Below are 25,541 nucleotides of genomic sequence, written 5' to 3'. Positions count from 1 at the left end.
AGGCTAATTTAATGAATGAATGCTAAAATAAAGCTTAGTATTTTGAAAAGGAGTTCGACATGAGTCTGAAAAGTTCATTAGCAATGCTAGTTGGTAAGACAAGTTATTTTGTTTTGCATGATGTTTTGCATCGAGGGGGGACTTCTTTGCCTGGTAAATTGGCTGTTAAGATTGACCCTGATGTAATGGTTGATTTAGCTGAAAAGTATGATGTGATTGTAATTACTGGAACTAATGGAAAAACGTTGACAACGACTCTAATTGCCCGTGTTTTGCGTGAGCAATTTGGAACAATTATTACTAATCCTTCAGGTTCAAATATGATTCAAGGAATCACCGGTACGATGTTGACTGCTAAAGCAGCTAAACATGGTGAGAGGCCAATTGCAGTATTAGAAGTTGACGAGGCTAATGTTGAAGAAATTGCTCGTCAATTAAAGCCAAAAGCATTTGTTTTAACTAATATTTTTCGTGATCAAATGGATCGCTTTGGTGAAATTTACACTACTTATGATAAGATTTTGAAAGGCATTCGACTTGTTCCAGATGCAACATTGATTATAAATGCGGATTCACCTATTTTCATGCGGGGTAATTTACCTAATCCGAAAATCTACTATGGATTTAATCATTTACCTGCTGATAAGGATCAACGCGCACCAATTAACACTGATGGTATCTTATCACCGACTGATGATGCAATTTTGCACTATCATTTTATGACCTATGCCAATCAAGGCGATTATTTTTCAGTAACGGATGGGTTTAAACGTCCACAGCTTGATTATGCGGTGACTAAGCTAAATCAAATGACACCCAAGTTTTCAAATTTCGATATTGATGGTCACACTTTCCAAATTGAAATTGCCGGTATGTATAACATTTATAATGCACTAGCAGCATATGCTGTAGGCCGTTTTATGGGTGTAGAGATTGCTAAGATTAAAAAGGCTTTTGAATCAAATGCCCAGGTTTTTGGTCGCCAAGAAATTGTTAAAGTTGCAGATAAAGAAGTTACAATTGTCTTAATTAAAAACCCAGTGGGTACTAATCAAGTGATTGACATGATGAAAACTGACTCAGAACCTTTTTCTCTCTTAGTCTTACTTAATGCTAACTATGCAGATGGAATTGATACTTCATGGATTTGGGATGCTGACTTTGAATCATTACATGGTACTGGTGTGCAAAAAGTTGCAGTTGGTGGCGAACGTTATCGTGACATCAATGTTCGCTTAAAGATGGCTGACTTTACTGATATTCCAGTCTATGAGGATTTAAAGAAGATTTCCTCTGCAATTAAAGCCATGCCTACAAAGCGCGTTTATATAGCAGCAACCTATACGGCAATGTTACAATTACGGGCACAATTAATACAAGAAGGTTATATCAAGAATCAAATGGGGGAATGACCATGACTGATTATAATTTTAAAATTGCTCATTTATATGGCGATTTAATGAATACGTATGGTGATTATGGAAATATTCTTGCCTTACGTTATTATGCTAAACAAGTTGGTGTAACGGTTGATGTTGATTTGGTTTCTTTAGATACAGATTTTAAAGACAATCAGTATGATTTTGCTCTTTTTGGTGGCGGACAGGACTATGAGGAACAGATAGTATCATATGATTTACCTAAGAAAGCCGATGCGATTAAACGCTATATTGAAAATGGTGGTCCCTTTTTGGGTGTGTGTGGCGGCTTCCAATTACTAGGACATTACTTCTTATTAGCGGATGGAACCAGGGTAGAGGGCATTGGTGCTTTAGATCACTACACTTTAAACCAACCAACTAGTCGTTTTACTGGTAATATTCGTATTCAAGATGAAGTGAGTGGTGAAATTTATCGTGGCTTTGAGAATCATCAAGGACGAACATTCCTAGGAGCTGGCGAACGACCACTAGGTAAGACCTTAGAGGGCCACGGCAACAATGGTGAAGATGGTGGTGAAGGTTTGGTTTATAAGAATGTTTATGGAACTTACTTCCATGGCCCAATCTTTACCCGGAATGGTAACTTAGCTTTAAAGGTACTTACAATTATTCTTAACCGTAAATACCCTACGGTTGACTGGCAAGCTAAATTAGCAAGCGTACCAGCCGAGAGCTTTTAAAAAGCGAGCCCAATTTTAAATGAGTTAATGGAAAGCTAGTCTGATGACCTTAAGTTCGATGGAACGCTTAGGTTGCTAGACTAGTTTTTACTCTGTTATGCACCTATGTTTTATTGTAAAATAAGAACTGACAGTCGCAAAAGATGGGGTTTAAGGAGGCAAGTAATGGCACAATTATTTTTTCGTTATGGTGCAATGGCCAGCGGTAAAAGTATTGAAATAATTAAAGTAGCGCATAATTATGAAACGCAAGGCCGTAAAGTATTGTTATTGACGAGTGCTTTGGATAATCGTTCTGGTGTGGGCGTCGTTGCATCTAGAATTGGTATGCAGCGACCTGCGCAGGCTGTTGCAGCGGATGATAACATTTTCGAACTTGTGAAGAACTCACCAGCAATTGCCGCAGTTTTAATTGACGAAGCTCAGTTTTTAACTAAAGCCCAAGTCTTGCAATTAACGCAAGTCGTTGATGAATTACAAATACCAACCCTTGCGTTTGGCTTGAAAAACGATGCTTTTAATCAATTGTTTCCTGGTTCAGAGGCTTTGTTGATTTATGCCGATAAAATTGAAGAGATGAAAACCCTGTGCTCATTTTGTGACCGTAAAGCAATCATGAATTTACGTGTAGTTGATGGAGTGCCAGTTTATGAAGGTGAGCAGATTCAAATTGGTGGCGATGAATCTTATATGCCAGTTTGCCGGATTCATTATAACCAGCCAGATTTAGCGGCCCTAGCACGACGCACCAATAAATAATTTACCTAGAAAATGAGGAAAAGTCCCGATGGATGAAATATTTGAAAAAGTACAAGCGGTAGTTGACCGTTATGATGAAATCTCTGAAATGATCTCTGATCCAGATATTATTTCAGATACTCAGCGTTTCATGGCTCTATCTAAAGAAGAAGGTGCTTTACGCGAAACGGTTGAAGTTTTTAGACACTACCGTGATGTAGTGAATGGCATTGCGGATAATGAAGAAATGCTAAATGAAGGTTTAGGTGACGATGAGTTAGAGGACCTAGCCAAGGAAGAATTAAAAGAATTAAAGCTTGAAAAAGAGACTTTGGAAGAACAATTGAAAATTTTGTTGCTACCAAAGGACCCAAACGATGATAAGAATATTATCATGGAAATTCACGGTGCTGCTGGTGGTGATGAAGGGGCGCTCTTTGCGGCTGACCTATATGATATGTATCAACGTTATGCAGAAAAGCAGGGTTGGCATGTTGAAATCATTGACGAAAACCGGACTGAAATTGGTGGGTATAAAGAAATTGTACTTATGATTACTGGTGAGTCAGTTTATTCAAAGCTAAAGTTTGAAAATGGTGCTCATCGTGTACAACGAGTACCTGAGACTGAGTCGGCTGGCCGGGTTCACACTTCAACCGCAACGGTTGGGGTTATGCCTGAGTATGAAGATGTTGATATTGTGCTTGAAGATAAAGACTTGCGTGTTGATGTGTACCGTTCATCTGGTGCCGGTGGTCAGCATATTAATAAGACTTCATCAGCGGTTCGTATGACCCACTTACCAACTGGAATTGTTGTTGCGATGCAAGATGAACGTTCACAACAACAAAATCGGGCGAAGGCTTTAGAAATTCTGAAGACTCGTGTGTATGATTACTATGCTTCACAAAATGAAGCTGAGTATGCTGAGCAACGTAAGACGGCAGTTGGAACTGGGGATCGTTCCGAACGTATCCGGACTTATAACTATCCACAAAATCGGGTGACTGATCACCGAATTGGCCTCTCATTAAACAAATTGGATCGAATCATGAATGGTGAACTAGGTGATGTGATTGATGCCCTTGTTATCGCTGATCAAACCGCAAAACTCGAAGCACTAAAACAAGGTTAGTATAATGATGGATGAACAATGGACAATTGAAGCAGTCCGTGATTGGGGCGATTGGCAATTGGAGCCCTATATTCATGATAAGACTGAGCGGTTGGCACAAATTGATTACCTGCTGACGGGGATGATGGCTTGGAATTATAGTCAGTTAGCAAATAATTTGTACACGATTTTAGAAGATGAGAAGCGGTTACGCTTCATGGTTGCGATTCGTGCAATTAAGGGTGGACAACCAGTCCAGTATGCGCTTGGTCATGCAGCCTTTTATGGACGTGAGTTTGCGGTTGATCGGCGTGTGCTGATTCCACGTCAGGAAACTGAAGAATTAGTTGAATGGATTTTAACCGATTACGCTAAGCATGAATCAGTAAGTATCCTTGATATTGGTACGGGTTCTGGAGCAATCGCTTTAACATTAGCGGCTGAAAAACCAACCTGGCAAGTAACTGCTAGTGATATATCAGCGGATGCCTTAGAATTAGCACAAATTAATGCCACGCAGTATGCGTTGGATGTTGATTTTATCGAATCAGATTTATTTGCAAAACTTGATGGGACCTTTGACGTAATTGTGTCTAACCCGCCTTATATAAGTGAAGCTGAACGGAATGAGATGGATGATTCAGTTCTTCTGTTTGAACCAGATTTGGCTTTATTTGCTGATGATGAGGGATTAGCACTATATAAAAGAATTGCTACTGACTTGCTAAACCATTTGAGTTTAGCAGGTAGTGCCTACTTTGAAATTGGCTATCAACAAGGACCAGCACTCCAAAAGCTTTTTGCTGACTTGCCAGATGTATCCGTTGAATTACGACAAGATATGAGCGGGCATGATCGGATGATTAAAGTATCACGGAGGTAAAAATGGTACAGACAAAGATATGGGATAAAAGTGAACTAGCTGCGGCAGTAAAGGCCATTAAACGAGGGGCTTTAGTCGCTTTTCCGAGTGAGACAGTGTACGGTTTAGGTGCGGATGCCTTTAATGATACTGCTGTTAGTAAGGTATACGCAGCTAAGGGACGTCCGTCAGATAATCCTTTAATTGTGCATGTTGCTGATATCGAACAAGTTGGTCGGGTTGCCCTAGTGAATACTTGGGCTGAAAAATTAATGGCTGCCTTTTGGCCAGGCCCTTTGACAATGATTTTACCGGTGAAGCCAGATACAGTTTCTGCGACTGTGACCGGTGGTTTGGATACTGTGGCAGTAAGAATGCCAGATAATGATTTGACACGTGAGTTAATTCGCCTAACGGATACACCACTAGTAGGCCCTTCGGCTAACACATCAGGTAAGCCTAGTCCAACGACTGCCCAACACGTTTTTCATGATTTACATGGTAAAATAGCAGGTGTCCTTGATGATGGAGCAACTAAGATTGGGGTTGAGTCAACGGTAATTGATTTGTCGACCGAGCAACCAGCTGTTTTGCGTCCCGGTAAAATTACACCAGCACAACTTGAAGCGGTTTTGGGCGTTACAATTGATTCAGAACTAAAACACGTTAGTGCTGATGAAGCGCCAAAAGCACCTGGAATGAAATACCGACACTATGCACCAGATAAGGCAGTCTATATGGTGGCTGATGATGATTGGACTGCTGCGATTGTTTGGGCACAAGGACGGTTGGAACCAGTTGGCTTAATGTTGACTAACAATCAGATTGCAAAACATCAATTAAGTGGTATGGATTTTGTTTGGTCTTTAGGTGCAAATGAAGATACGGCCGCCGCAAACTTGTTTGCCGGCTTAAGACGCTTTGATGACTGGGCCGAAGTTACTACGATTTTGGTAACGGCGCTACCAGATATTGCACAAAACGCAGCCTACAATAACCGACTTGGTAAGGCTTCAGGGGGACATTGGGTAAACGAACTTTTTGACTAGTTGATTGCGGAGGATGAGGAATGGTAAATTATCGGGAATATGATCCAGAACTTTGGGCAGCGATTGATCGTGAAGCGAACCGGCAAGAAGAAAATATTGAACTGATTGCCTCAGAAAACATTGTTTCTAAGGGCGTTAGAATGGCGCAAGGTAGTATCTTAACTAACAAGTATGCCGAAGGGTATCCTGGCAAACGATATTATGGTGGGACACAATTTGTTGATCAAGTTGAGATGTTAGCAATTGAGCGGGCTAAAGAACTATTTGGTGCCGATTATGCTAATGTGCAACCACATTCTGGCTCACAAGCCAATGCAGCGGTTTATGCAGCACTATTAGAGGTGGGAGATCATGTCTTAGGTATGGATTTAAATGCTGGTGGACACCTAACACACGGCTCACCAGTTAATTTTTCTGGTAAGATGTACAATTTTCATGCATATGGACTCAACGATGCTGAATTGATTGATTATGATGAAATTGCGCGGTTAGCAAAAGAGTACCAACCTAAGCTGATTGTGGCAGGAGCTTCGGCTTATTCACGCTTTATTGATTTTCCACGGTTACGCGCAATTGCTGATTCAGCTGGGGCCTATTTGATGATTGATATGGCACATATTGCTGGTTTGGTGGCAGCAGGAGTGCACCCTTCGCCAGTTCCTTATGCTGACGTTGTAACGACAACAACGCATAAGACTTTACGTGGCCCTCGTGGTGGAATGATTCTGGCCAAAGCTAGCCTAGCAAAAAAGTTGAACTCAGCTATTTTCCCAGGTACCCAAGGTGGGCCACTAGAACATGTAATTGCGGGTAAAGCAGTGGCTTTATACGAAGCCTTGCAACCATCTTTCAAAGCTTATGGAAAACAAGTGATTGCCAATGCAGCCGCAATGGCAGCGGTTTTTGAAAATTCCGACTTGGTGCGGGTAGTTTCGGGTGGAACTGATAATCATCTTTTCAATTTGGACCTAACCAAAACTGGTTTAACTGGTAAAGAAGCCCAAATTTTGTTGGATTCAGTGATGATTACAACTAATAAAGAGGCAATTCCAAATGAGCCAAGAAGTCCATTTATTACTTCTGGAATTCGCATTGGAACACCAGCGATTACAACACGTGGCTTTAAAGAAGCGCAGGCTCAACAAGTTGCACAACTAATTTTGCGGACTTTAGCTAATCATGATAATGAAGACGAATTAACTAAAATTCGCGAAGAAGTGCTAGCTTTGACGCGGGCATTTCCACTCGCAAAGATTGAACACGCCGAATAAATAGAAGATAAAGGTTGCAAAACATTCTTACCTCAAGGGTTAAGCTAAGTCTTGCGCCTTTTTTATTGATTAAAATTTATTAAGTTAAGCGTCTTAATATAAAAGCCAGCAGAAATTGCTATTTTGTTTTATAATTGTATGAAGTGTTATTGAAGGTCTGCCGGCGAGCAGCTAATAAGGAGATAAATATGAGCAAGTTAACAGTTTTCGACCACCCATTGATTCAACATAAGTTGACAATTATCCGACAAAAAGACACCGGTACCAAGGTCTTTCGCGAGATTGTTGACGAGATTGCATCACTAATGGCGTATGAGGTTACTCGGACTTTACCTGTGGAAGATGTTGAAATCGAGACACCAGTCGCTAAGACGGTTCAAAAGCAATTAGCTGGTAAGAAGTTGGCAATTGTGCCAATTTTACGAGCTGGCTTAGGAATGGTTGATGGCATGATGAAGTTGATTCCAGCCGCCCGGATTGGTCATATCGGAATGTACCGTGACGAGGAGACTCTCGAGCCAGTGGAATACTTTGTTAAGTTGCCTGAAGATATTGAGCAGCGTGATGTTTTTGTGGTTGATCCAATGTTAGCAACTGGTGGTTCTGCAATTATGGCGATTGATGCACTAAAAAAGCGTGGCGCAACTAAGATAAAGTTAATTACGCTAGTGGCTGCACCCGAAGGGGTTGAAGCTGTACAAGCCGCACATGCGGATGTAGATATTTTTACTGCTGGCTTGGATCAAGGCTTGAATGAGCATGGTTATATTATTCCTGGTCTTGGGGATGCTGGCGATCGATTGTTTGGGACGCATTAAGCACCCAGTTGGTTTTGTGATAGACGCTTTAAGCAATTGATTGTTGATGTGGTATAAGATTTATTCAATTGATGGGGAGGCCTTGTGATGAATATTTTAGTGATGGGTGCAAGTGGTCGTGTTGGCCGGAAGGTTGTTGCTGTTATTAACAGCAGCTGGGCATACAGTTTTTGCTGGTACACATAAAGAGCATGCTGATTTAACGGTACCAACTTTGGCAGTTAGTTTGACTGATGATCTACCTACTATGCAAGCTGCTTTAGCAGGGCATGACTTGGATGCGGTTTTCCAAGTGGCTGGTTCACGGGGACAAAATTTGTTACAAGTTGATGCGTATGGAGCAGTTAAATTAGCTCAAGCAGCAGAAGCATTGGGGATTGAGCGTTATATTATGCTATCAAGTTTTAATGCGACTGAACCTAGTCTTTGGCCAGATACATTGGGTGATTATTATATTGCGAAGTTCTTTGCGGATGAATGGTTGATTAACCAAACAAAGCTGAACTACACGATTGTGCAACCAGGATCCTTAACTGAAGAGCCAGGGACAGGTAAGATTACTCTTAACCCAGCGAAGGCTGCCAATAATTCAATTGATAATGTAGCAGCTGTATTGGTGGCTACTTTGAATGAACCTAAGACTTATCGTCAGGTCTTTACAATGACTGATGGTGAGCAACCAATCAAGCAGGCGCTGCAATCACTTTAGTTGGTGAAATGCTTGCTAATTAACTGATAAGCGTGCATAATACATTAGAGTTTTAAAGAGGCCCTGTGAGACCTCAAAGCATCAGATACTAGGTTTAAACTTTAATTTGATTAAGACTAGGAAAAAATGACTTTGAGCAGATGGGCTGATTTTATATCAGGCCATTTTTTTGTTTTACTAGGGTAAGGATTAAAGGAGTATTGGTAATATGGAGCAGTTACGGCGGGATATTGTTTTAGATGTAGACGAACGACCAAGTTTTGGTCAATGGGTTGGCTTATCATTGCAGCACATGTTTTCAATGTTTGGGTCAACCGTTTTGGTACCATTGTTGGTTGGCTTGAACCCAGGGATTGCATTGTTTTCATCGGGTGTGGGAACTTTGCTCCACATCTTAATTACTAAGAAGAAAATACCTGCTTATATGGGTTCGTCTTTTGCCTTCATTGTCCCAATGATGGCCTTAATGAAAACAACTGGCTATCCGGGCGTCGCAACTGGTGTGCTCTCAGTTGGTGTAATTTATATGATTGTGGCGGCAATTGTTGGGGTGATTGGAACCGATTGGATTGAAAAATTGTTGCCACCAATTGTTGTTGGACCAGTTATTATGGTGATTGGTCTATCATTAGCTGGTTCGGCAGCCCAAGATGCTACTTTACTAAATGGTAAATATGACATCCGGGTCTTTACGGTAGCCTTGATTACCTTGGCATTTACGATTCTATTTAATATGACTTTGCGTGGCTTCATTGGCTTAATTCCAATTTTATTGGGGATTGTGGCTGGTTATATTACCGCAGTTTTGTTTGGTTTGGTCGATTTTACACCAGTTATGCAGGCTCACTGGTTTGCGTTGCCAGCTTTTGATATTCCTTTTGTTAATTATTCAGTACATTTTGATTGGGGTGCGGTGCTGGTAATGGCACCATTGGCATTGGTTACAATTTCAGAACACCTTGGTCATTTGATGGTTTTGGATGAATTAACTGGTCGTGATTTTATCAAAGATCCTGGTCTGCACCGGACCTTGGCCGGTGATGGAGCAGCTTCGCTCTTTGCTGGTTTAGTTGGTGGCCCAGCCGTAACATCATATGGTGAAAATATTGGTGTAATGGCCATCACGAAGGTACACTCGGTGTATGTGTTGATTGGTGCTGCTATTTTTGCCATTATTTTCTCTTTTGTTGGTAAATTATCGGCGTTAATCCAATCAATTCCCGGTGCCGTCATCGGTGGGGTATCATTCTTGCTTTTTGGTGTGATTGCTTCATCTGGGATGCGGATTATGATTGAACGCCATGTTGATTTTAACGTGAAGCGTAATATGATGATTGCCTCGCCAGTATTAGTAATTGGAATCGGTAATACCTTCTTACAAGTTGGTTCGGGTGCACATATTGTTCAATTCTCAGGGGCAGCGATTGCGACAATTTTGGCGATTGTCTTAAACTTAGTATTGCCAGAAAAAGCGGCTTCAGAACGGTAAATTAAATTGTTTTTAGCACTAGCAATAAAAAATAATTTTATGATCTTGAATCAATAAAATAAAATTTAAAACGATTAAGTCAACTCTGACTTAATCGTTTTTTTGGCCTGCAAATTTTTAATTGGAATTCCTATAAAATTAAATCTTAGTAAAATCAATTAATAAAAAACTACGATTAGTAGATTAACATATGCGGATATAGATAATCACTGACCTTATATCCGATAACAATAAACAGAATTGCCGATTTTAATCGTTGAAATTATATGCAAAAGGTGTAATATATGAGGGTGATAATTAAAAGTCGGTCTGGTGTTCTTCGGCGCACTGCCGCAATTCTATAGAAAGGAAAGAGGTGAGCCTTGTGGGAGAAAAGACCGCAACATTTAGCTTTGCGGGTCTGACGTTCGATTGGTCAATGATTATCTCAACCCTAGTCGCGATGACAATTGTTTTCGTGTTAGCAGTTTGGATGTCACGGCGACTACAACTTAAACCAAAGGGCAAGCAGAATGTACTTGAGTGGATTGTCGATTTCACAAATGGGATCGTCGATCAGCAGTTGCCAAATGCAACTGGACGCGGCTTGAAATTCTATGCTTTCTCATTGTTTATGTTTATTTTCGTTGCCAATCAGCTAGGGTTAGCATTTTCAGTTTCCGTTGGTGGGATAACCTATCTACGATCAGCTACTGCTAATCCAGTGGTGACAATGACTTTGGCGTTAATTTCGATTGGATTGGCGCATTTCTTGGGGGTTCAAAAGCTCGGCTTTAAAAATTACTTTAAATCAGTTTATTTAAAGCCATTCGCAGTTTTACTTCCATTAAATCTTATCGAGCAATTCACGAGCTTTTTGACACTCGGATTGCGTCTATTCGGTAATATTTTTGCCGGTGAAATGGTGCTTACGTTGCTATGGCAACTAGCTACTTCGCATGGGATTGTCACAATGGTTCCAGCATTCGTATTAACGCTTGCTTGGCAAGCATTTTCATTGTTTATCGGAGCTATTCAGGCCTTCGTTTTCACTACATTGACTATGGTTTATGTGGCTGAAAAGACTGAAGTCGAAGAATAATATTTGTTTATAAAATTTTGGAGGAATTTTCCTATGTCTATTGATGTAGCAACTATCGGTGTCGGTATGGCTGCTGCCGGTGCCGCAATTGGTGCGGGTATTGGTAATGGTTTAGTTATTTCAAGCATGATTTCTGGTATGGCTCGCCAACCTGAATTAGAAGGTAAGTTACGTTCTAACATGTTCATTGGTGTTGGTTTGGTCGAAGCCGTTCCTATTATTGCTATTGCCATCGCCTTCATGTTGTTGGGACGTTAAGCTAGTTTTTAACTACTTTAACGCACAACAAATAATGTGGAGGGTTTACGATGCATATTGATGTAGCAACTATCGGTGTAGGTCTTGCCGCTGCCGGTGCCGCAATTGGTGCGGGTATCGGAAACGGTTTAGTTATTAACGCCATGATTGAAGGTACAGCGCAAAACCCTGAATTAGAGGGGAAGTTGCGTAGCAATATGTTTATTGGTGTTGGTCTAGTCGAGGCCGTACCGATTATTGCAATTGCAGTTGCCTTCATGTTGTTGAATAGGTAATAAGAGGAGCCAACTTATGTTTAATAATTTATTTCTAGCTGGTGCTAGCGAACAGTTGGCTTTGGGTAATATGTTGTTCTTATTGGTTGCGATGGTAGTTTTGTTGCTTCTATTGAAGCACTACGCCTGGAAGCCAGTTAGCAAGATGATGCAAGATCGTGCCGATAAAATCGCGCACGACTTGGATAGCGCTGAAGACGCCCGTCAAAAAGCGCAAGATCTTGCTAGTCAACGGCAAGAGCAATTACAAGCTGCACGGTCAGATGCTAACGGCATTATCGCTGATGCAAAGACTGCAGCTGGTTTGCAACGTGATCAAATCGTTTCAGATGCAAATACTTCAGCTAAAGCAATCAAGGCAACTGCTACTGCTCAAATCGAGCAAGAGCGTGTTGAGGCGATGTCTAGCGTGAAAAATGAAGTAGCAGAGTTATCTGTAACAATTGCGCAAAAGATTATCCAAAAAGAACTAAAGTTAGAGGATCAAAAGGCATTAATTGATGCCTATGTTGAAGGATTAGGAGACAAGTAATGGCAGTAAACCAAGCAACAATTGCTGGTCGCTACGCTAAAGCTTTGTTCGAACTAACCCATGATTCAGATCTTGATCAAGCAACCTTGGCTGAATTGACAGCACTACAGGCTGTTTTTCAAGATAATCCAGAGTTGACTAAGGCAATTGATTCAGAGCGGATTTCTGAACAAGGTAAAATTGATTTGTTGAATGTTATGAAGCAATCAGCAAGCCAACTTGTTCAAAACTTGCTCCAAATGACTTTTGACTATCGTCGTTTTGATCTATTGCCAGATATCATTACAGATTATGAGAAGCTTGTTAATAAAGCTGCAGGAAAGTTGAAAGTTAGTGTGACAACTGCCATTGCGATGAGCGATGAGCAAGTTGATAAGTTTAAAACACAACTAATGCAACGTTTTGCAGCTAAAGAGATTGAGCTGAGTCAAACTGTTGATGAATCAATTATTGGTGGCGTAATTACTTATGCTGACAATCAAATTTTGGATGGATCATTAGCAACCAAGTTGGCTGCTATTCGTCAAAGTATCATCCGCTAGTAATCAACAAATCAGAAAAAATGTGCGAAATCAATGCACAGTCTAAGAAAGAGGAACTGCTGAAATGAGCATCAAAGCTGAAGAAATCAGTTCTCTTATCAAAAACCAATTAGCCAATTATCAAGACGAATTGACTGTACAAGAGACCGGATCTGTTACCTATATTGGTGATGGTGTGGCTCGTGTGACTGGCTTGGACAATGCCCTAGCCGGTGAGTTGATTGAGTTTTCAAATGGCGTATATGGTATGGCACAAAACCTTGAATCTAATGATGTCGGTATCGTCATCATGGGTGAGTACGATGATATTCACGAAGGTGACATCGTTAAGCGTACTGGCCGAATCATGGAAGTGCCTGTTGGTGAGGGATTGATTGGACGTGTTGTTAATGCCTTGGGTCAACCTATTGATGGCCTTGGCCCAATTGAGACTACAAATACTCGTCCTGTTGAAGTTAAAGCACCTGGAGTTATGCAACGTAAGTCAGTCTTTGAACCACTACAAACTGGTTTGAAGGCCGTTGATGCGTTGGTTCCAATCGGTCGTGGTCAACGTGAGTTGATTATCGGTGATCGTAAGACTGGAAAGACTTCAGTTGCGATTGATACAATCTTGAACCAAAAGGATCAAGATATGATTGTAATTTATGTTGCAATCGGACAAAAAGCATCAACTGTACGTACACAGGTTGAAACTTTGCGCCAAATGGGTGCTTTGGATTATACCATCGTCGTTTCAGCTAGTGCTGCTGAACCAGCTCCATTGTTGTATCTAGCACCTTATGCTGGAGCAGCTATGGGTGAAGAGTTTATGTTCAATGGTAAGCATGTTTTGATTGTCTATGATGATTTGTCAAAGCAAGCAACTGCTTACCGTGAGCTGTCTTTGATTCTTCGTCGTCCGCCTGGACGTGAAGCATATCCTGGTGACGTCTTCTACTTGCACTCTCGTTTGCTCGAGCGTGCAGCCAAGCTATCTGATGAGCTTGGTGGTGGATCAATGACTGCTTTGCCAATCATTGAGACGCAAGCCGGTGATGTTTCAGCCTACATTCCAACCAATGTTATTTCAATTACCGATGGTCAGATCTTCTTGGATGCTGATTCATTCTATGCTGGTATTCGTCCCGCAATCGACGCCGGAACTTCCGTTTCTCGTGTTGGTGGTGATGCACAAATCAAGGCAATGAAGAAGGTTGCTGGAACTTTGCGTTTGGATTTGGCTTCATATCGCGAATTGGAATCATTTGCGCAATTCGGTTCTGACTTGGATGCAGCAACGCAAGCTAAGTTGGCCCGTGGTCGTCGTACAGTTGAAGTTTTGAAGCAACCATTGCACAAGCCATTGCCTGTTGAAGAGCAAGTCTTGTCATTGTATGCTTTGACACGTGGCTTTATGGATGATGTTGCGGTTGAAGATATTTTGCGTTTTGAGTCAGAAATGATCCAAGCTGTACGCGCATCACATAATGATTTGTTAGAGACAATTGTAAGCACGAAGAACCTACCTGAAGCAGATGCTATGAATCCAGCTATTTCAGAGTTTAAGGCGACCTTTGCTGCAAGTGCCGAATAATAAGAGGAGGGGCTGATGGCTGCTTCATTGCAAGACATTCAACGCCGTATTACCTCGACAAAAAAGACGCGTCAAATCACTTCGGCCATGCAAATGGTTTCAACTGCAAAGTTGGGACAAATTGGCCGTTCCGGTGGTTCCTTTGATTCTTATGCAAAGCATCTTCATGATGTTGTTGCCCATTTGGCAAATGCAGGAATCTCAGGAGCAGGCTCAATGCTTGAGCAACGTCCGGTAAAGAAAGTTGGTTACTTAGTAATCACTTCTGATCGTGGTTTGGTGGGTGGTTATAACTCACAAGTTTTGAAAGCCGTTATGCAAGAAATTACTGACCGACAATTAACAGCAGAAAATGTTGTTATTTTGGCCGTTGGTGGTAACGGTGCTGACTTCTTTAAGAAGCGCGGTTTTGAAGTCGCTTATGAGTATCGTGGTGTTGCTGATATTCCAACCTTTGATGAGGCTAAGGATATCGTTAAGACCGTTACGAGCATGTATGATAATGAAGTCTTTGATGAGTTATCAGTTATGTATAACCACTTTGTTTCACGGATTGCAAATGAATTCCGTGCTGAGAAGATGTTGCCCGTACAAACTGAAGGTCTAACCGTGGATGAAACCAAGGTTATGCCTGAATATGAAATCGAGCCATCACCAGAAGCAATTTTAGCTGTGGTTTTGCCACAATATGCTGAATCATTGATTTTTGGGGCAATCTTAGATGCTAAGACTGCCGAGCACGCGGCATCTGCTAACGCAATGCGGTCAGCGACCGACAATGCCAAAGAACTGATTGATTCATTGAATTTAAAGTTCAACCGTGCGCGTCAAAGTGCGATTACGACGGAAATTACAGAAATTACAGGTGGTATGGCAGCGCTTGATTAAGCCTAGCTAACCACATTTATAGTTGGAAATGAAGGAAGGAAACGACAATGAGTACCGGACAAGTTGTTCAAGTCATTGGGCCAGTTGTCGACGTTGCCTTCCCATTAGATGGTCAAATTCCTGCCATCAATAGTGCTTTGATCATCGATAAGGGTGATCAAGGTCAGTTGACGGTTGAGGTTTCATTGACCTTGGGTGATGGGATTGTTCGTACAATCGCCATGGACTCAACTGATGGATTGCAACGCGGCATGGCCGTTGAAGACACTGGCGCCCCAATCTCTGTCCCTGTTGGAGAGGCGACTTTGGGTCGTGTGTTCAATGTTTTGGGAAACCCCGTTGATGGTGGTGAAGAATTAGTAGATGTAGAACGTGATCCAATTCACCGTGATGCACCTGCCTATGATCAATTAGCTACCAAGACAGAGATTCTAGAAACTGGAATTAAAGTTATTGACTTGCTAGCCCCATACGTCCGTGGTGGAAAGATCGGATTGTTTGGTGGTGCCGGAGTTGGTAAGACGGTGTTGATTCAAGAATTGATTCACAACATCGCACAAGGACATGATGGTATTTCTGTCTTCACAGGTGTCGGAGAACGTACCCGTGAAGGTAACGATATGTATCATGAAATGAAGGATTCAGGCGTGCTAAAGCAGACGGCCATGGTTTATGGTCAAATGAATGAGCCTCCTGGAGCACGTATGCGAGTAGCCTTGACTGGTTTAACAATCGCTGAGCACTTCCGTGATGTCAATGGTCAAGATGTTCTGTTGTTCATCGACAACATCTTCCGTTTCACACAAGCTGGTTCAGAGGTTTCAGCCTTGCTAGGCCGTATTCCTTCAGCCGTTGGTTATCAACCAACCTTGGCAACTGAAATGGGTCAACTACAAGAGCGTATTACGTCAACGCAAAAGGGTTCAGTTACATCAATCCAAGCGGTCTATGTGCCAGCCGATGATTATACTGATCCTGCTCCTGCAACGACTTTCGCGCACTTGGATGCAACAACTAATCTTGAGCGTGCCTTGACGCAACAAGGTATCTACCCAGCCGTGGATCCTTTGGCATCAACGTCAACAGCATTAACACCTGAAGTTATTGGTCAAGAGCATTACGAAGTTGCAACTGAAGTACAACGTACTTTGCAACGTTACCGTGAGCTACAAGACATTATCTCAATTTTGGGTATGGATGAATTGTCTGATGAAGAGAAGACGGTTGTTAACCGTGCTCGTCGTATTCAATTCTTCTTGTCACAACCATTCTCAGTTGCTGAAACTTTCACTGGCTTAAAGGGTGAGTATGTACCGGTCGCTGATACGGTACGTTCATTCAAGGGGATTTTGGACGGTAAATATGATGATTTGCCAGAAGATGCTTTCCGAAATGTTGGTGTTATTGAACAAGCAGTTGAGAAGGCCAAGACAATGGCTCAATAGTGAGGTCGCGTCATGGATGAACACAGCCTAAAAGTAACAGTTGATACGCCAAATGGTGAGGTTTTTTCTTACGAGACAGCAACTCTAGTTATGTTACACACAACTGGTGGCGTTGTCGGAGTGATGGCAAATCATTCGCCAATCGTAGCAGCTTTGCAAGTGAGTGAGGTTCATATTGTTGACGACAACAATAACTTTGATGAAGTTGTTGCGGTTAGTGGTGGCTTTGCAGAATTTTCAAATAATACTTTAACAGTTTTGGTTGAAAGCGCCGAATGTGTTGAAGATATTGACTTGAATCGTGCTGAGGCCGCTCGTGAGCGAGCTGAACGTCACTTAAAGAACGAACAAGAGAGTCGCGATAAGATCCGTGCTGAAGCAGCATTAATGCGGGCTGTAAACCGTATCAATGCCGTGAATAGCGAGAGCGGAAAATAAAGTTGGGATTAATTTTCCAATCACTTAATATTTTGTGACTTATAAGGCCGAGATGATTATCTCGGCCTTTTTTGCGCGCTAAACCTGGTCATTGGAACTTTTTGCGAGGCTGGTAATTTGTAAACAAATAGGTTGCAATTAAAAGTATTTGGGTTTCTAATATATAATTAGTATTATATTAATCTTGATATTAACGAATGTTGAATGATTGTGGAGAAGAGAGTATTGAAAAGAAGAATTTTAGCACTAGTGTTATTATTGATTGGTTTAATTTTAATTTCTAACACCCAAATCCTTAGTTGGGTCACTAATTATGAGAGCGCTAAGTATGGTGTTAAAAATGAGAGTGCTAAACTTTATAAGTTAAATAATCAAAAAGCGGGTAATTTTGATTACAACAGTGTCAAAGTACCGAGCACAACGCAAATGGCTAAGCATGTTTTTGATAAGACCCGTTATCCTGTGATTGGTGGAATTGCGGTTCCAGCTTTGAAGATTAGTTTGCCGATTTTTAAAGGCGTCGTTTTGATGAAATGATGTACGGTGCTGGAACCTTACAAGCAAATCAAGTAATGGGACAGGGCAATTATGCACTTGCAAGTCATAATGTTTTTAATGAAATGGGCCAATCAGATGGTAAAACTCTTTTTAGTCCTTTGATTCATGCTCGTTTAGGTCAGCGGATTTATTTAACTGATCGCCAAGCGGTATATGTGTATCAAGTTGATCAAATTAACAATGTAAGTCAGTATGATTTGACAGTTTTGAATCAACATGAAAATAAACGTCAAGTGACTTTGTTGACCTGCTTAGATGCTGGTGCAACCAAGCGGATTGTGGTGGTTGGTGATTTAATTAAGGTTGAAAGTTTTAATCAAAAAACAGCGGCTTATTTCGGAAATTAAAACTAGGTAAGACGTCATTTAGTGAGTTAATAAAATTTAGTCCAGCGGTTTGCTCTAATTTGACAGTGTAAGTTAGGGCAATTTTTGCTAGAATAAAGAATATGAAATTGAAAAAAGGCGGGAAATGAAATGATTGTTTTGTCGGGGACAATTGGCGCGGGGAAAACCAGCCTCACAGATTTATTAGCAGCACATTTTGGTAGTAACGCATATTACGAGTCCGTGGATGATAATCCAATCTTGCCACTTTTTTATGAGAATCAAAAAAAGTACGGATTTTTGCTACAAAATTACTTTTTAAACAAGCGTATGGATAATATTCGTGACGCCCAGGGGAGTCAATTGAATATCATTGATCGTTCAATTTATGAAGATTTGCTATTGTTCCAGACTGTTGCCGCTCAGGGTCAAGCAACTGAGGTTGAAGTTGATATTTATCGTGATCTTTTGGATAACATGATGGAGCAAGTTGATTTCTCAGATGAAGCGGTCTTGAAGACACCAGATTTGTTAGTCTATATCCATGTTAGTTTTGATACGATGTTAAATCGAATCAAAAAGCGGGGTCGCGAATTTGAACAAGTTGATCATGACAGCGGCCTATACGATTATTATAAGTTATTAAACAATCGTTATAGTCAGTGGTTTGAGGCTTACAATCAATCACCTAAGTTGATGATTGATGGCGATGCCTATGATTTTGTCGAAGATACTGAGGCGGCTGAAAAGGTTTTGACTCTGATTGATCAAAAAGTAAAAGAATTAGGTTTGAAGTAGGAGGTTTTTAGATGATTGATATGAAATTAATCCGGACAGAGACAGCTTCTGTCAAGGATCGTTTGGCTGGCCGTGGGGTTGCAGCTGAGACAATTGATGAGCTATTGGCTCTAGATGTCAAGCGCCGCCAATTGTTGGTACAGGTCGAAGAACTTAAGGCACGCCGAAATCAAGTATCTGAAGAAATTGGGTTAAAGAAGCGGGCTAAAGAAGATGCTTCTGATGTGATTGCACAAATGCAGACAGCTGCGGCTGAAATCAAGCGCCTTGATGAAGAGCTTGAGGTGATTGATGCAGATTTGTTGGATCGCCAATTACACCTACCAAACTTACCAAATCCATCAATTCCAGTTGGACCTGATGAAGCATCTAATCACGAAGAGCGTAAGTGGGGTGAAATTCCTAGCTTTACTTTCCAACCCAAGGCCCACTATGAATTAGGTGAGGACCTGGGAATCTTAGACTGGGAACGTGGGGCTAAGGTTGCTGGTGCCCGTTTTGTTTATTATGTTGGTCAAGGTGCCCGCTTAGAACGTGCGGTTTACAATTTCATGCTTGATGAGCATTATAAAGAAGGCTATAAGGAGATGATTACTCCTTACATGGTTAAAGATGCCGCTATGTTTGGTACCGGTCAATATCCAAAGTTTATGGACGATGCCTACCGTGTTGGAACTAACGATGCAATGACGTTAATTCCAACAGCAGAAGTACCTTTGACAAATTATTTCCGTGAAGAAATAATTGATGCAGAAAAGCTACCATACTCAGTTACTGCTGTATCACCATCATTTAGACAAGAGGCTGGTTCAGCTGGACGTGACACACGTGGACTTATCCGGATGCACCAATTTAATAAGGTGGAGATGGTTAAGTTTACTAAGCCAGAGCAATCATATGCAGCTTTGGAAGAAATGACTAAGAATGCCGAGAACATTTTGCAAAAATTAGATTTACCATACCATGTAATTACCCTATCAACTGGGGATATGGGCTTCTCAGCAGCCAAGACTTATGATCTAGAAGTTTGGATGCCGGAACAAGATATTTATCGTGAAATTTCATCCGTTTCAAATACGGAAAGTTTCCAAGCACGTCGAGCACGAATCCAATATCGAGATGATGAAGGAAACTTACAGTTTGTTCATACTCTGAATGGTTCTGGCTTAGCAGTTGGTCGTACTGTTGCTGCTATTTTGGAAAACTATCAAAATGCTGATGGAACTGTAACGATTCCAACCGCTTTGCGACCATACTTTGGTGCCGATAAAATTGTGCCTGAGGATAGCTTGTAAGCTAACAAGACACACTATTCAAAACCATGCTGCGATAGTTATTAAGGGTAACCATTACTTGGTAGGCCTTAGTTAGGAGACTATAGTTAGCGTGGTTTTTTATTAGCAGGGTTGGGTAAAATTAAAGAGTGAGAAGATTTATGGGGAGTTGCTAAATGACAGTAGAACTATTTTGGTGGTTTATTTTCGTCGTATTTTTAGTAAATACAGTTGGGGCAGTAGTTACCGTTTTTCGTGATGCTACGCGCGATATTGCTACTGTTTGGGCTTGGCTGCTAGTTTTGATTATGTTTCCAATCTTGGGGTTTACAATTTATTTCTTTTTCGGGCGTAAATTAACAAATCGGCGAATCTTTGATTTAAAAACGCAAGAAGCACTGGGAATTGAACAAATTGTTAGTAATCAAGACCGGTTGGCGAAAGCCTATCAAGATGATGGTGTCAATGATGAAATTACGCCTTTCATAAAATTATTTTTGACTAACGATGAAGCGATTGTTACTCGACATAATCAGGTCGAAATTTTTACTGATGGGGAAGCTAAATTTAAGAAGCTCTTTGCAGATTTACGCCAAGCTCAGAATCACATTAACATTGAGTACTATACAATTTATGATGATAATTTGGGTCAGCAATTAGTGGACATTCTAGTCGAGCGCGCTAAGGCTGGAGTTCAGGTGCGTGTTATATATGATTTGAGTGGTTCAGGTGGCCGCCATGACCATTTGTATGCGCCACTGCGCGCCGCAGGCGGTCACGTAGAGGCTTTCTTAAAACCACGCTGGCAACCGATTTCTTTGAATATCAATAACCACGACCATCGAAAATTAGTAATCATTGATGGGAATACAGGCTATGTTGGTGGCTTTAATGTCGGCGACCAGTATGTAGGTAAAAGTAAGAAATTTGGTTATTGGCGCGATACTCACTTAAGAGTTGAGGGTGATGCCGTCTTAGCGATGCAGAGTCGCTTCTTTATGGATTGGAATGCTACCTCGCGTCATGAAAAGCTTGATTTTAGTCCGGCTTTCTTTCCAAGTGTCTTGAAGAAGGGGATGAGTGCCATGCAAATCGTTTCCTCAGGGCCGGATACGGATGACAATCAGATTTTTGAGGGTTATTTACGGATGATTACCATGGCTCGAAAACGAATTCTTATTCAGACACCATACTTTATTCCCAACCAATCAATTATTGATGCTCTGAGAGTCGCGATTCGTGCAGGAATTGAAGTCCAGTTGATGATACCAGCGATGCCTGATCATGCCTTTGTTTATCGAGCTACGCAACACTTTGCTCGTGAAATGGTCGTGGCCGGCGCAAAAGTGTACACTTACAATCACGGCTTTATTCACGCTAAGACCTTGGTTATTGATGGTAAGATTGCTTCAGTTGGTACGGCTAATATGGATATTCGTTCATTTACCCTCAATTTTGAGGTAAATGCTTTTATGTATGACCATAATTTGGCGGCTGAACTGGAGGCGATTTTCGAAAATGATTTATTACAATCAACTGAGTTGTCGAAGGAATATTTTGAAAATCAGTCCTATTGGCTAAAATTTAAGCAAAATTTCTCACGTCTTTTGGCGCCAATCATGTAAAATGACCGATTTTTAGCCGAATACACAATCATTTAACTATATATGAAACTTTTTGGGTAAAAGTGTTGACAGAGTTGTGCCTACTTGATATTATATAAAAGTTGTTTCAAACGAAAACGTTTAAGACAGATGCAGATGTGGCGGAACTGGCAGACGCGCTGGATTTAGGTTCCAGTGCCTTCGGGCGTGCAGGTTCGATTCCTGTCATCTGCATAATGCCGTTTTAGCTCAGTTGGCAGAGCACTTCACTAGTAATGAAGGGGTCGCTGGTTCGAATCCAGTAAACGGCATTGACTGGATAACAGTCAAGATTAAATTGATATGCACCTATAGCGCAATTGGATAGAGTGTCTGACTACGAATCAGAAGGTTGCAGGTTCGACTCCTGCTAGGTGCATCACATATGAAATGCTATTAAGTTTTATGACTTAATGGCATTTTTTGTCTTTGCTGGCACCTGCGTTTGAGGATGGATTGAGTTTAGAATCTTGGCATTTGTGACCATTATCTATATAATTAAGTCAACATTGGTCAAAGGAGGTGCTGGATTATGTCGGAGAAGAATATGTCTGATGACATTGAGGCATATTTAAAGCAAATTCTAACTCAGGCGCAGCAGGTTGAAATACGGCGAACTGAAATCGCTGAACGTTTTAATGTGGTGCCTTCACAGATTAATTATGTGATAAAGACTCGTTTTACAATTCAAAAAGGTTATTTAGTTGAGTCTAAGCGTGGCGGCGGTGGCTATATTCGAATTGGTCGCTTTACCCTCCGTGAGGATACATTAATCTTAGAAGAGCTTTTGAATTGCTTTGATTTTACTTTAACTGAGCGTGCAGCTAATGACATTTTAGAGACTTTGGGCCGTGAAAACTTACTTTCGCCACGCGAAGTTGTCTTGATGGCACTGATGATTTCTCAAGCCACCCTGGCTTTGGGTGATGTTACTTCTGAGAATCAGATGCGTAGTCGAATGATTCGACAAGTGCTGCATCGACTCCGCCTAGAAAATGAGGGAGCGTAATATGGATAATCAATATACCCCAAGTGGTAAAAATGTTCTGTTGTTAGCTCAAGAGCAAGCTAAATATTTTCAACACCAAGCAGTTGGTACTGAACATATTTTGAGTGCTTTGATTTTAGAAACTGATGGGATTGCCAGCAAAACTTTGCTTGAGTTTGGTTTGACGGCTGAAGCAATTCGTGATGAAATCGTCCGGTTTACTGGTTTTGGTTCACTGACTCGCAGCGAGCGTTCAGCTTACTTGCCTTATTCACCTAAAGCGGCAGAAGTTTTGAACAATGCCGCTGAAGAGGCAAGACGAATGCAGGTAGCATCAATTGGAACTGAACATATCTTATTGGCGCTATTAGCTGATGAAAATATTCTTGCTGGTCGCATTTTAAATGCCCTTGATGTGCATCCACGCGAAGTGCGTGTGCGGATTTTACGTAAGCTAGGTATTAGTGAACAACAACGACGTAAGGATGAACGTCGTAATGGCCGCAAGCAAGATAATACCGTAGGAACGCCAACTCTTGATAGCTTGGCACGTGATTTGACGCAACAAGCCAGAGAACATCGGATGGACCCAGTGATTGGACGATCAGCGGAAGTTAAGCGGGTTATTCAAATTCTTTCACGACGGACGAAAAATAATCCGGTCTTGATTGGTGAGCCAGGTGTTGGTAAGACGGCGATTGCTGAAGGTTTGGCACAAAAGATTGTTGCAGGTGAAGTGCCAGTTGATTTGAGCCAGAAGCGCCTGATGATGCTGGACATGGGAACCTTGGTTGCCGGGACTAAGTATCGTGGCGAATTTGAAGATCGTCTTAAGAAGGTGATTGAGGAAATTTATAACGATGGGAATGTAATTCTTTTCATTGATGAATTGCACACATTAATTGGCGCCGGTGGTGCTGAAGGTGCAATTGATGCATCAAATATATTGAAGCCGGCTTTGGCACGAGGTGAGTTGCAAACAATTGGTGCAACTACCTTGGATGAGTACCAAAAGTATATCGAAACTGATGCAGCTTTAGAACGACGCTTTGCGCAAGTGCAAATTAATGAACCAAATGAAGCAGATGCAATCGAAATTCTAAAGGGGCTAAAGGGTCGTTATGAAGAACATCATCATGTAGCAATTACTGATGATGCAATTGTGGAGGCAGTTAAGTTATCTGTACGCTATATTACGGATCGGTTCTTACCAGATAAAGCAATTGATATTATGGATGAAACGGCTGCCCGAATTCGGATTGATAAGTCTGGTAAGCCAACAACTGTTGGACGACTTGAAGAGAAGCTAGCGAGTTTGCGAGCTGAGAAGGATGCAGCCATTGAACAACTTGACTTTGAACTTGCAGCTCAGTTGCGTAAAAAAGAACTGACACAAAAAAAGAAGCTTGATAAGTATTTAGCTGAGAAAAATGCTGAACAAACTGGTGAGCGCAGTTATGACCTTGCGGTGACGCCACGAGATATTGATGAAGTAGTTGCTGAGCAAACTGGTATTCCGCTTGCACAGTTGGAAAAGAACGAGCAAGAACGCTTGCTGAGGTTAGAAGCAACGTTGCATAAGCGGGTTGTTGGTCAAGAAGAAGCAATCTCAGCAATTGCCCGTTCGATTCGTCGTGCACGTTCAGGCCTTAAAGACCCTAAGCGACCAATTGGAACCTTTATGTTCTTAGGACCAACCGGTGTTGGTAAAACAGAGCTAGCTAAGGCGTTGGCTGAGGCAGTCTTTGGTTCTGAAGATAATATGATTCGGGTTGATATGTCTGAGTTTATGGAATCATACTCAACGAGTCGCTTAATTGGTTCAGCACCTGGTTATGTCGGCTATGATGAAGGTGGTCAATTGACTGAAAAAGTTCGTCGTAATCCATATTCAGTTATCCTACTTGATGAAGCGGAAAAGGCACATCCCGACATTTTTAATTTGCTTTTGCAAGTCTTTGATGATGGTTATCTAACAGATGCTAAAGGCCGTAAGATTGATTTTCGTAATACGATTATCATTATGACCTCAAATCTTGGGGCAACTAGGCTACGTGATGAGAAGTCGGTTGGTTTTGGTGCTAAAAACAACGTGGATGACTATGATGCAATGAATTCAATTGTACGTAAGAGTTTGCGGGATACTTTCCGACCAGAGTTTATTAACCGGATTGACGAAATTGTGGTCTTCAGGTCATTAACCAAGCCTGAACTACATCAAATTGTTAAGTTGATGGCTAAGTCGGTCTTGGGTCGCATTGGTGAACAAGACTTTACAGTTAAAATTACGGCGGCAGCCATTGATGTAGTTGCTGAAGCTGGATTTGATCCAGAGTATGGTGCGCGACCAATTCGCCGTGCCTTGCAAAGGAAGATTGAAGATCGTTTGAGTGAAGAATTACTAGAAGGTAAGATTACAACTAACGATGTGGTAACCATCGGCGCTAAGGCTGGTGAAATCACAGTTGCGGTAAAAGCCAAGGCAACTGAGGTTCCTGAGCCTGTTGAATAAAATAGTTTAATTTAGCAAAAAGGGTTGATTATTTATAATTTATAAGTTAAACTATTAATTAGTTTAATTGTGTATAAGACAACGGCAGACAGGAAATATTGTCCCTGAATGCCTGCATAGAAGGACGACGGGATTTTCATTGAGAGGGTGCTGTTGTCTTTTTTGCAGTTAAAAAACGGTTAATATAGGTGTTTGTAACACAATTGTTAGTAAACTGTAATATAACCGCATGCAC

Annotated in this window: 26 protein-coding genes and 3 tRNA genes; all 29 read left to right on the top strand. The window is 41.3% G+C overall.

Annotation, left to right across the window (positions count from 1 at the left end):
• The first annotated feature begins 59 nt into the window (after positions 1-59).
• The 29 genes from TT13_RS00655 to TT13_RS00515 all read left to right on the top strand — a co-directional run bounded on the left by TT13_RS00655 (position 60) and on the right by TT13_RS00515 (position 25,306).
• Positions 60-1,412 (top strand): Mur ligase family protein, encoded by a 1,353-nt coding sequence (locus TT13_RS00655; RefSeq protein WP_027698183.1) that lies wholly within the window; start codon positions 60-62, stop codon positions 1,410-1,412.
• Positions 1,413-1,414: 2 nt separating this feature from the next.
• Complete coding sequence (locus TT13_RS00650) at positions 1,415-2,122, top strand: type 1 glutamine amidotransferase (RefSeq protein WP_027698182.1); 708 nt, start codon at positions 1,415-1,417, stop codon at positions 2,120-2,122.
• Positions 2,123-2,287: 165 nt separating this feature from the next.
• Positions 2,288-2,881 carry a thymidine kinase gene (locus TT13_RS00645; protein WP_027698181.1) on the top strand — a complete coding sequence of 198 codons (594 nt, stop codon included), beginning with the start codon at positions 2,288-2,290 and terminating at the stop codon, positions 2,879-2,881.
• Positions 2,882-2,909: 28 nt separating this feature from the next.
• Positions 2,910-3,995, top strand: a complete 1,086-nt coding sequence (prfA, locus tag TT13_RS00640; protein ID WP_027698180.1) for a peptide chain release factor 1 — start codon at positions 2,910-2,912, stop codon at positions 3,993-3,995.
• A 4-nt stretch (positions 3,996-3,999) separates the two neighbouring features.
• Positions 4,000-4,857, top strand: a complete 858-nt coding sequence (gene prmC, locus TT13_RS00635) for a peptide chain release factor N(5)-glutamine methyltransferase (RefSeq protein WP_027698179.1) — start codon at positions 4,000-4,002, stop codon at positions 4,855-4,857.
• A gap of 2 nt (positions 4,858-4,859) precedes the next feature.
• Positions 4,860-5,885: an L-threonylcarbamoyladenylate synthase gene (locus TT13_RS00630; protein ID WP_027698178.1), complete on the top strand. Its 1,026-nt coding sequence runs from the start codon at positions 4,860-4,862 to the stop codon at positions 5,883-5,885.
• A gap of 20 nt (positions 5,886-5,905) precedes the next feature.
• Positions 5,906-7,156, top strand: a complete 1,251-nt coding sequence (gene glyA, locus TT13_RS00625) for a serine hydroxymethyltransferase (RefSeq protein WP_027698177.1) — start codon at positions 5,906-5,908, stop codon at positions 7,154-7,156.
• Positions 7,157-7,344: 188 nt separating this feature from the next.
• Positions 7,345-7,974: a uracil phosphoribosyltransferase gene (upp, locus tag TT13_RS00620; protein ID WP_027698176.1), complete on the top strand. Its 630-nt coding sequence runs from the start codon at positions 7,345-7,347 to the stop codon at positions 7,972-7,974.
• 106 nt (positions 7,975-8,080) lie between these two features.
• Complete coding sequence (locus tag TT13_RS00615) at positions 8,081-8,683, top strand: NAD(P)H-binding protein (protein WP_242868501.1); 603 nt, start codon at positions 8,081-8,083, stop codon at positions 8,681-8,683.
• 208 nt (positions 8,684-8,891) lie between these two features.
• A complete protein-coding gene (locus TT13_RS00610) occupies positions 8,892-10,172 on the top strand; it encodes a solute carrier family 23 protein (RefSeq protein ID WP_027698175.1) in 1,281 nt (426 codons plus the stop codon).
• A 364-nt stretch (positions 10,173-10,536) separates the two neighbouring features.
• Positions 10,537-11,253, top strand: a complete 717-nt coding sequence (gene atpB / locus TT13_RS00605) for a F0F1 ATP synthase subunit A (protein WP_027698174.1) — start codon at positions 10,537-10,539, stop codon at positions 11,251-11,253.
• 33 nt (positions 11,254-11,286) lie between these two features.
• The gene (atpE, locus tag TT13_RS00600) at positions 11,287-11,511 is read left to right on the top strand and encodes a F0F1 ATP synthase subunit C (protein WP_027698173.1); all 225 of its coding nucleotides are present in this window, start codon (positions 11,287-11,289) and stop codon (positions 11,509-11,511) included.
• A 50-nt stretch (positions 11,512-11,561) separates the two neighbouring features.
• On the top strand, positions 11,562-11,786 hold the full coding sequence (gene atpE, locus TT13_RS00595; RefSeq protein WP_027698172.1) for a F0F1 ATP synthase subunit C: 225 nt from the start codon (positions 11,562-11,564) through the stop codon (positions 11,784-11,786).
• A gap of 16 nt (positions 11,787-11,802) precedes the next feature.
• A complete protein-coding gene (gene atpF, locus TT13_RS00590) occupies positions 11,803-12,318 on the top strand; it encodes a F0F1 ATP synthase subunit B (RefSeq protein ID WP_027698171.1) in 516 nt (171 codons plus the stop codon).
• Complete coding sequence (gene atpH, locus TT13_RS00585) at positions 12,318-12,860, top strand: ATP synthase F1 subunit delta (protein WP_027698170.1); 543 nt, start codon at positions 12,318-12,320, stop codon at positions 12,858-12,860. The genes atpF and atpH overlap by 1 nt, the downstream gene beginning before the upstream one ends.
• A 64-nt stretch (positions 12,861-12,924) precedes the next feature.
• Entirely contained in the window at positions 12,925-14,436 is a 1,512-nt protein-coding gene (gene atpA, locus TT13_RS00580; RefSeq protein ID WP_027698169.1) for a F0F1 ATP synthase subunit alpha, read from the top strand.
• A gap of 15 nt (positions 14,437-14,451) precedes the next feature.
• On the top strand, positions 14,452-15,324 hold the full coding sequence (locus TT13_RS00575; protein WP_027698168.1) for a F0F1 ATP synthase subunit gamma: 873 nt from the start codon (positions 14,452-14,454) through the stop codon (positions 15,322-15,324).
• Positions 15,325-15,371: 47 nt separating this feature from the next.
• Positions 15,372-16,769, top strand: a complete 1,398-nt coding sequence (atpD, locus tag TT13_RS00570) for a F0F1 ATP synthase subunit beta (RefSeq protein WP_027698167.1) — start codon at positions 15,372-15,374, stop codon at positions 16,767-16,769.
• Between the two features lie 12 nt (positions 16,770-16,781).
• Entirely contained in the window at positions 16,782-17,207 is a 426-nt protein-coding gene (locus tag TT13_RS00565; RefSeq protein WP_027698166.1) for a F0F1 ATP synthase subunit epsilon, read from the top strand.
• 225 nt (positions 17,208-17,432) lie between these two features.
• A complete protein-coding gene (locus TT13_RS00560; RefSeq protein WP_052348497.1) occupies positions 17,433-17,744 on the top strand; it encodes a hypothetical protein in 312 nt (103 codons plus the stop codon).
• The gene (locus TT13_RS00555) at positions 17,741-18,112 is read left to right on the top strand and encodes a class A sortase (protein ID WP_052348496.1); all 372 of its coding nucleotides are present in this window, start codon (positions 17,741-17,743) and stop codon (positions 18,110-18,112) included. Before TT13_RS00560 ends, TT13_RS00555 begins: the two co-directional genes overlap by 4 nt.
• Positions 18,113-18,241: 129 nt before the next feature.
• Positions 18,242-18,889 carry a deoxynucleoside kinase gene (locus tag TT13_RS00550; protein ID WP_027698165.1) on the top strand — a complete coding sequence of 216 codons (648 nt, stop codon included), beginning with the start codon at positions 18,242-18,244 and terminating at the stop codon, positions 18,887-18,889.
• 11 nt (positions 18,890-18,900) lie between these two features.
• Positions 18,901-20,184: a serine--tRNA ligase gene (serS, locus tag TT13_RS00545; RefSeq protein WP_027698164.1), complete on the top strand. Its 1,284-nt coding sequence runs from the start codon at positions 18,901-18,903 to the stop codon at positions 20,182-20,184.
• 155 nt (positions 20,185-20,339) lie between these two features.
• A complete protein-coding gene (cls, locus tag TT13_RS00540) occupies positions 20,340-21,788 on the top strand; it encodes a cardiolipin synthase (protein ID WP_027698163.1) in 1,449 nt (482 codons plus the stop codon).
• A 131-nt stretch (positions 21,789-21,919) separates the two neighbouring features.
• Positions 21,920-22,001: transfer RNA gene (locus TT13_RS00535), tRNA-Leu, on the top strand.
• Positions 22,002-22,005: 4 nt separating this feature from the next.
• Positions 22,006-22,078, top strand: a tRNA-Thr gene (locus TT13_RS00530).
• 33 nt (positions 22,079-22,111) lie between these two features.
• Positions 22,112-22,185: transfer RNA gene (locus TT13_RS00525), tRNA-Arg, on the top strand.
• A gap of 153 nt (positions 22,186-22,338) precedes the next feature.
• Complete coding sequence (locus TT13_RS00520; RefSeq protein ID WP_027698162.1) at positions 22,339-22,815, top strand: CtsR family transcriptional regulator; 477 nt, start codon at positions 22,339-22,341, stop codon at positions 22,813-22,815.
• Between the two features lies 1 nt (position 22,816).
• Complete coding sequence (locus tag TT13_RS00515) at positions 22,817-25,306, top strand: ATP-dependent Clp protease ATP-binding subunit (protein WP_027698161.1); 2,490 nt, start codon at positions 22,817-22,819, stop codon at positions 25,304-25,306.
• Positions 25,307-25,541: the final 235 nt, after the last annotated feature.

The sequence above is a fragment of the Weissella oryzae SG25 genome, assembly GCF_000691805.2.
GTDB classification, from domain to species: Bacteria; Bacillota; Bacilli; order Lactobacillales; family Lactobacillaceae; genus Weissella; species Weissella oryzae.
This window is presented reverse-complemented; position numbering and strand designations above follow the sequence as displayed.

Bases quoted from the DNA above. Each gene is read 5' to 3' on its own strand.
- TT13_RS00520 (WP_027698162.1), top strand. From the start codon at position 22,339: ATGTCGGAGAAGAATATGTCTGATGACATTGAGGCATATTTAAAGCAA.
- glyA (WP_027698177.1), top strand. From the start codon at position 5,906: ATGGTAAATTATCGGGAATATGATCCAGAACTTTGGGCAGCGATTGAT.
- cls (WP_027698163.1), top strand. From the start codon at position 20,340: ATGACAGTAGAACTATTTTGGTGGTTTATTTTCGTCGTATTTTTAGTA.
- atpH (WP_027698170.1), top strand. From the start codon at position 12,318: ATGGCAGTAAACCAAGCAACAATTGCTGGTCGCTACGCTAAAGCTTTG.
- atpF (WP_027698171.1), top strand. From the start codon at position 11,803: ATGTTTAATAATTTATTTCTAGCTGGTGCTAGCGAACAGTTGGCTTTG.
- serS (WP_027698164.1), top strand. From the start codon at position 18,901: ATGATTGATATGAAATTAATCCGGACAGAGACAGCTTCTGTCAAGGAT.
- TT13_RS00610 (WP_027698175.1), top strand. From the start codon at position 8,892: ATGGAGCAGTTACGGCGGGATATTGTTTTAGATGTAGACGAACGACCA.
- TT13_RS00650 (WP_027698182.1), top strand. From the start codon at position 1,415: ATGACTGATTATAATTTTAAAATTGCTCATTTATATGGCGATTTAATG.
- TT13_RS00565 (WP_027698166.1), top strand. From the start codon at position 16,782: ATGGATGAACACAGCCTAAAAGTAACAGTTGATACGCCAAATGGTGAG.
- TT13_RS00645 (WP_027698181.1), top strand. From the start codon at position 2,288: ATGGCACAATTATTTTTTCGTTATGGTGCAATGGCCAGCGGTAAAAGT.
- atpE (WP_027698173.1), top strand. From the start codon at position 11,287: ATGTCTATTGATGTAGCAACTATCGGTGTCGGTATGGCTGCTGCCGGT.
- TT13_RS00550 (WP_027698165.1), top strand. From the start codon at position 18,242: ATGATTGTTTTGTCGGGGACAATTGGCGCGGGGAAAACCAGCCTCACA.
- prmC (WP_027698179.1), top strand. From the start codon at position 4,000: ATGATGGATGAACAATGGACAATTGAAGCAGTCCGTGATTGGGGCGAT.
- TT13_RS00555 (WP_052348496.1), top strand. From the start codon at position 17,741: ATGATGTACGGTGCTGGAACCTTACAAGCAAATCAAGTAATGGGACAG.
- TT13_RS00575 (WP_027698168.1), top strand. From the start codon at position 14,452: ATGGCTGCTTCATTGCAAGACATTCAACGCCGTATTACCTCGACAAAA.
- prfA (WP_027698180.1), top strand. From the start codon at position 2,910: ATGGATGAAATATTTGAAAAAGTACAAGCGGTAGTTGACCGTTATGAT.
- atpE (WP_027698172.1), top strand. From the start codon at position 11,562: ATGCATATTGATGTAGCAACTATCGGTGTAGGTCTTGCCGCTGCCGGT.
- upp (WP_027698176.1), top strand. From the start codon at position 7,345: ATGAGCAAGTTAACAGTTTTCGACCACCCATTGATTCAACATAAGTTG.
- TT13_RS00655 (WP_027698183.1), top strand. From the start codon at position 60: ATGAGTCTGAAAAGTTCATTAGCAATGCTAGTTGGTAAGACAAGTTAT.
- atpD (WP_027698167.1), top strand. From the start codon at position 15,372: ATGAGTACCGGACAAGTTGTTCAAGTCATTGGGCCAGTTGTCGACGTT.
- atpA (WP_027698169.1), top strand. From the start codon at position 12,925: ATGAGCATCAAAGCTGAAGAAATCAGTTCTCTTATCAAAAACCAATTA.
- TT13_RS00630 (WP_027698178.1), top strand. From the start codon at position 4,860: ATGGTACAGACAAAGATATGGGATAAAAGTGAACTAGCTGCGGCAGTA.
- TT13_RS00515 (WP_027698161.1), top strand. From the start codon at position 22,817: ATGGATAATCAATATACCCCAAGTGGTAAAAATGTTCTGTTGTTAGCT.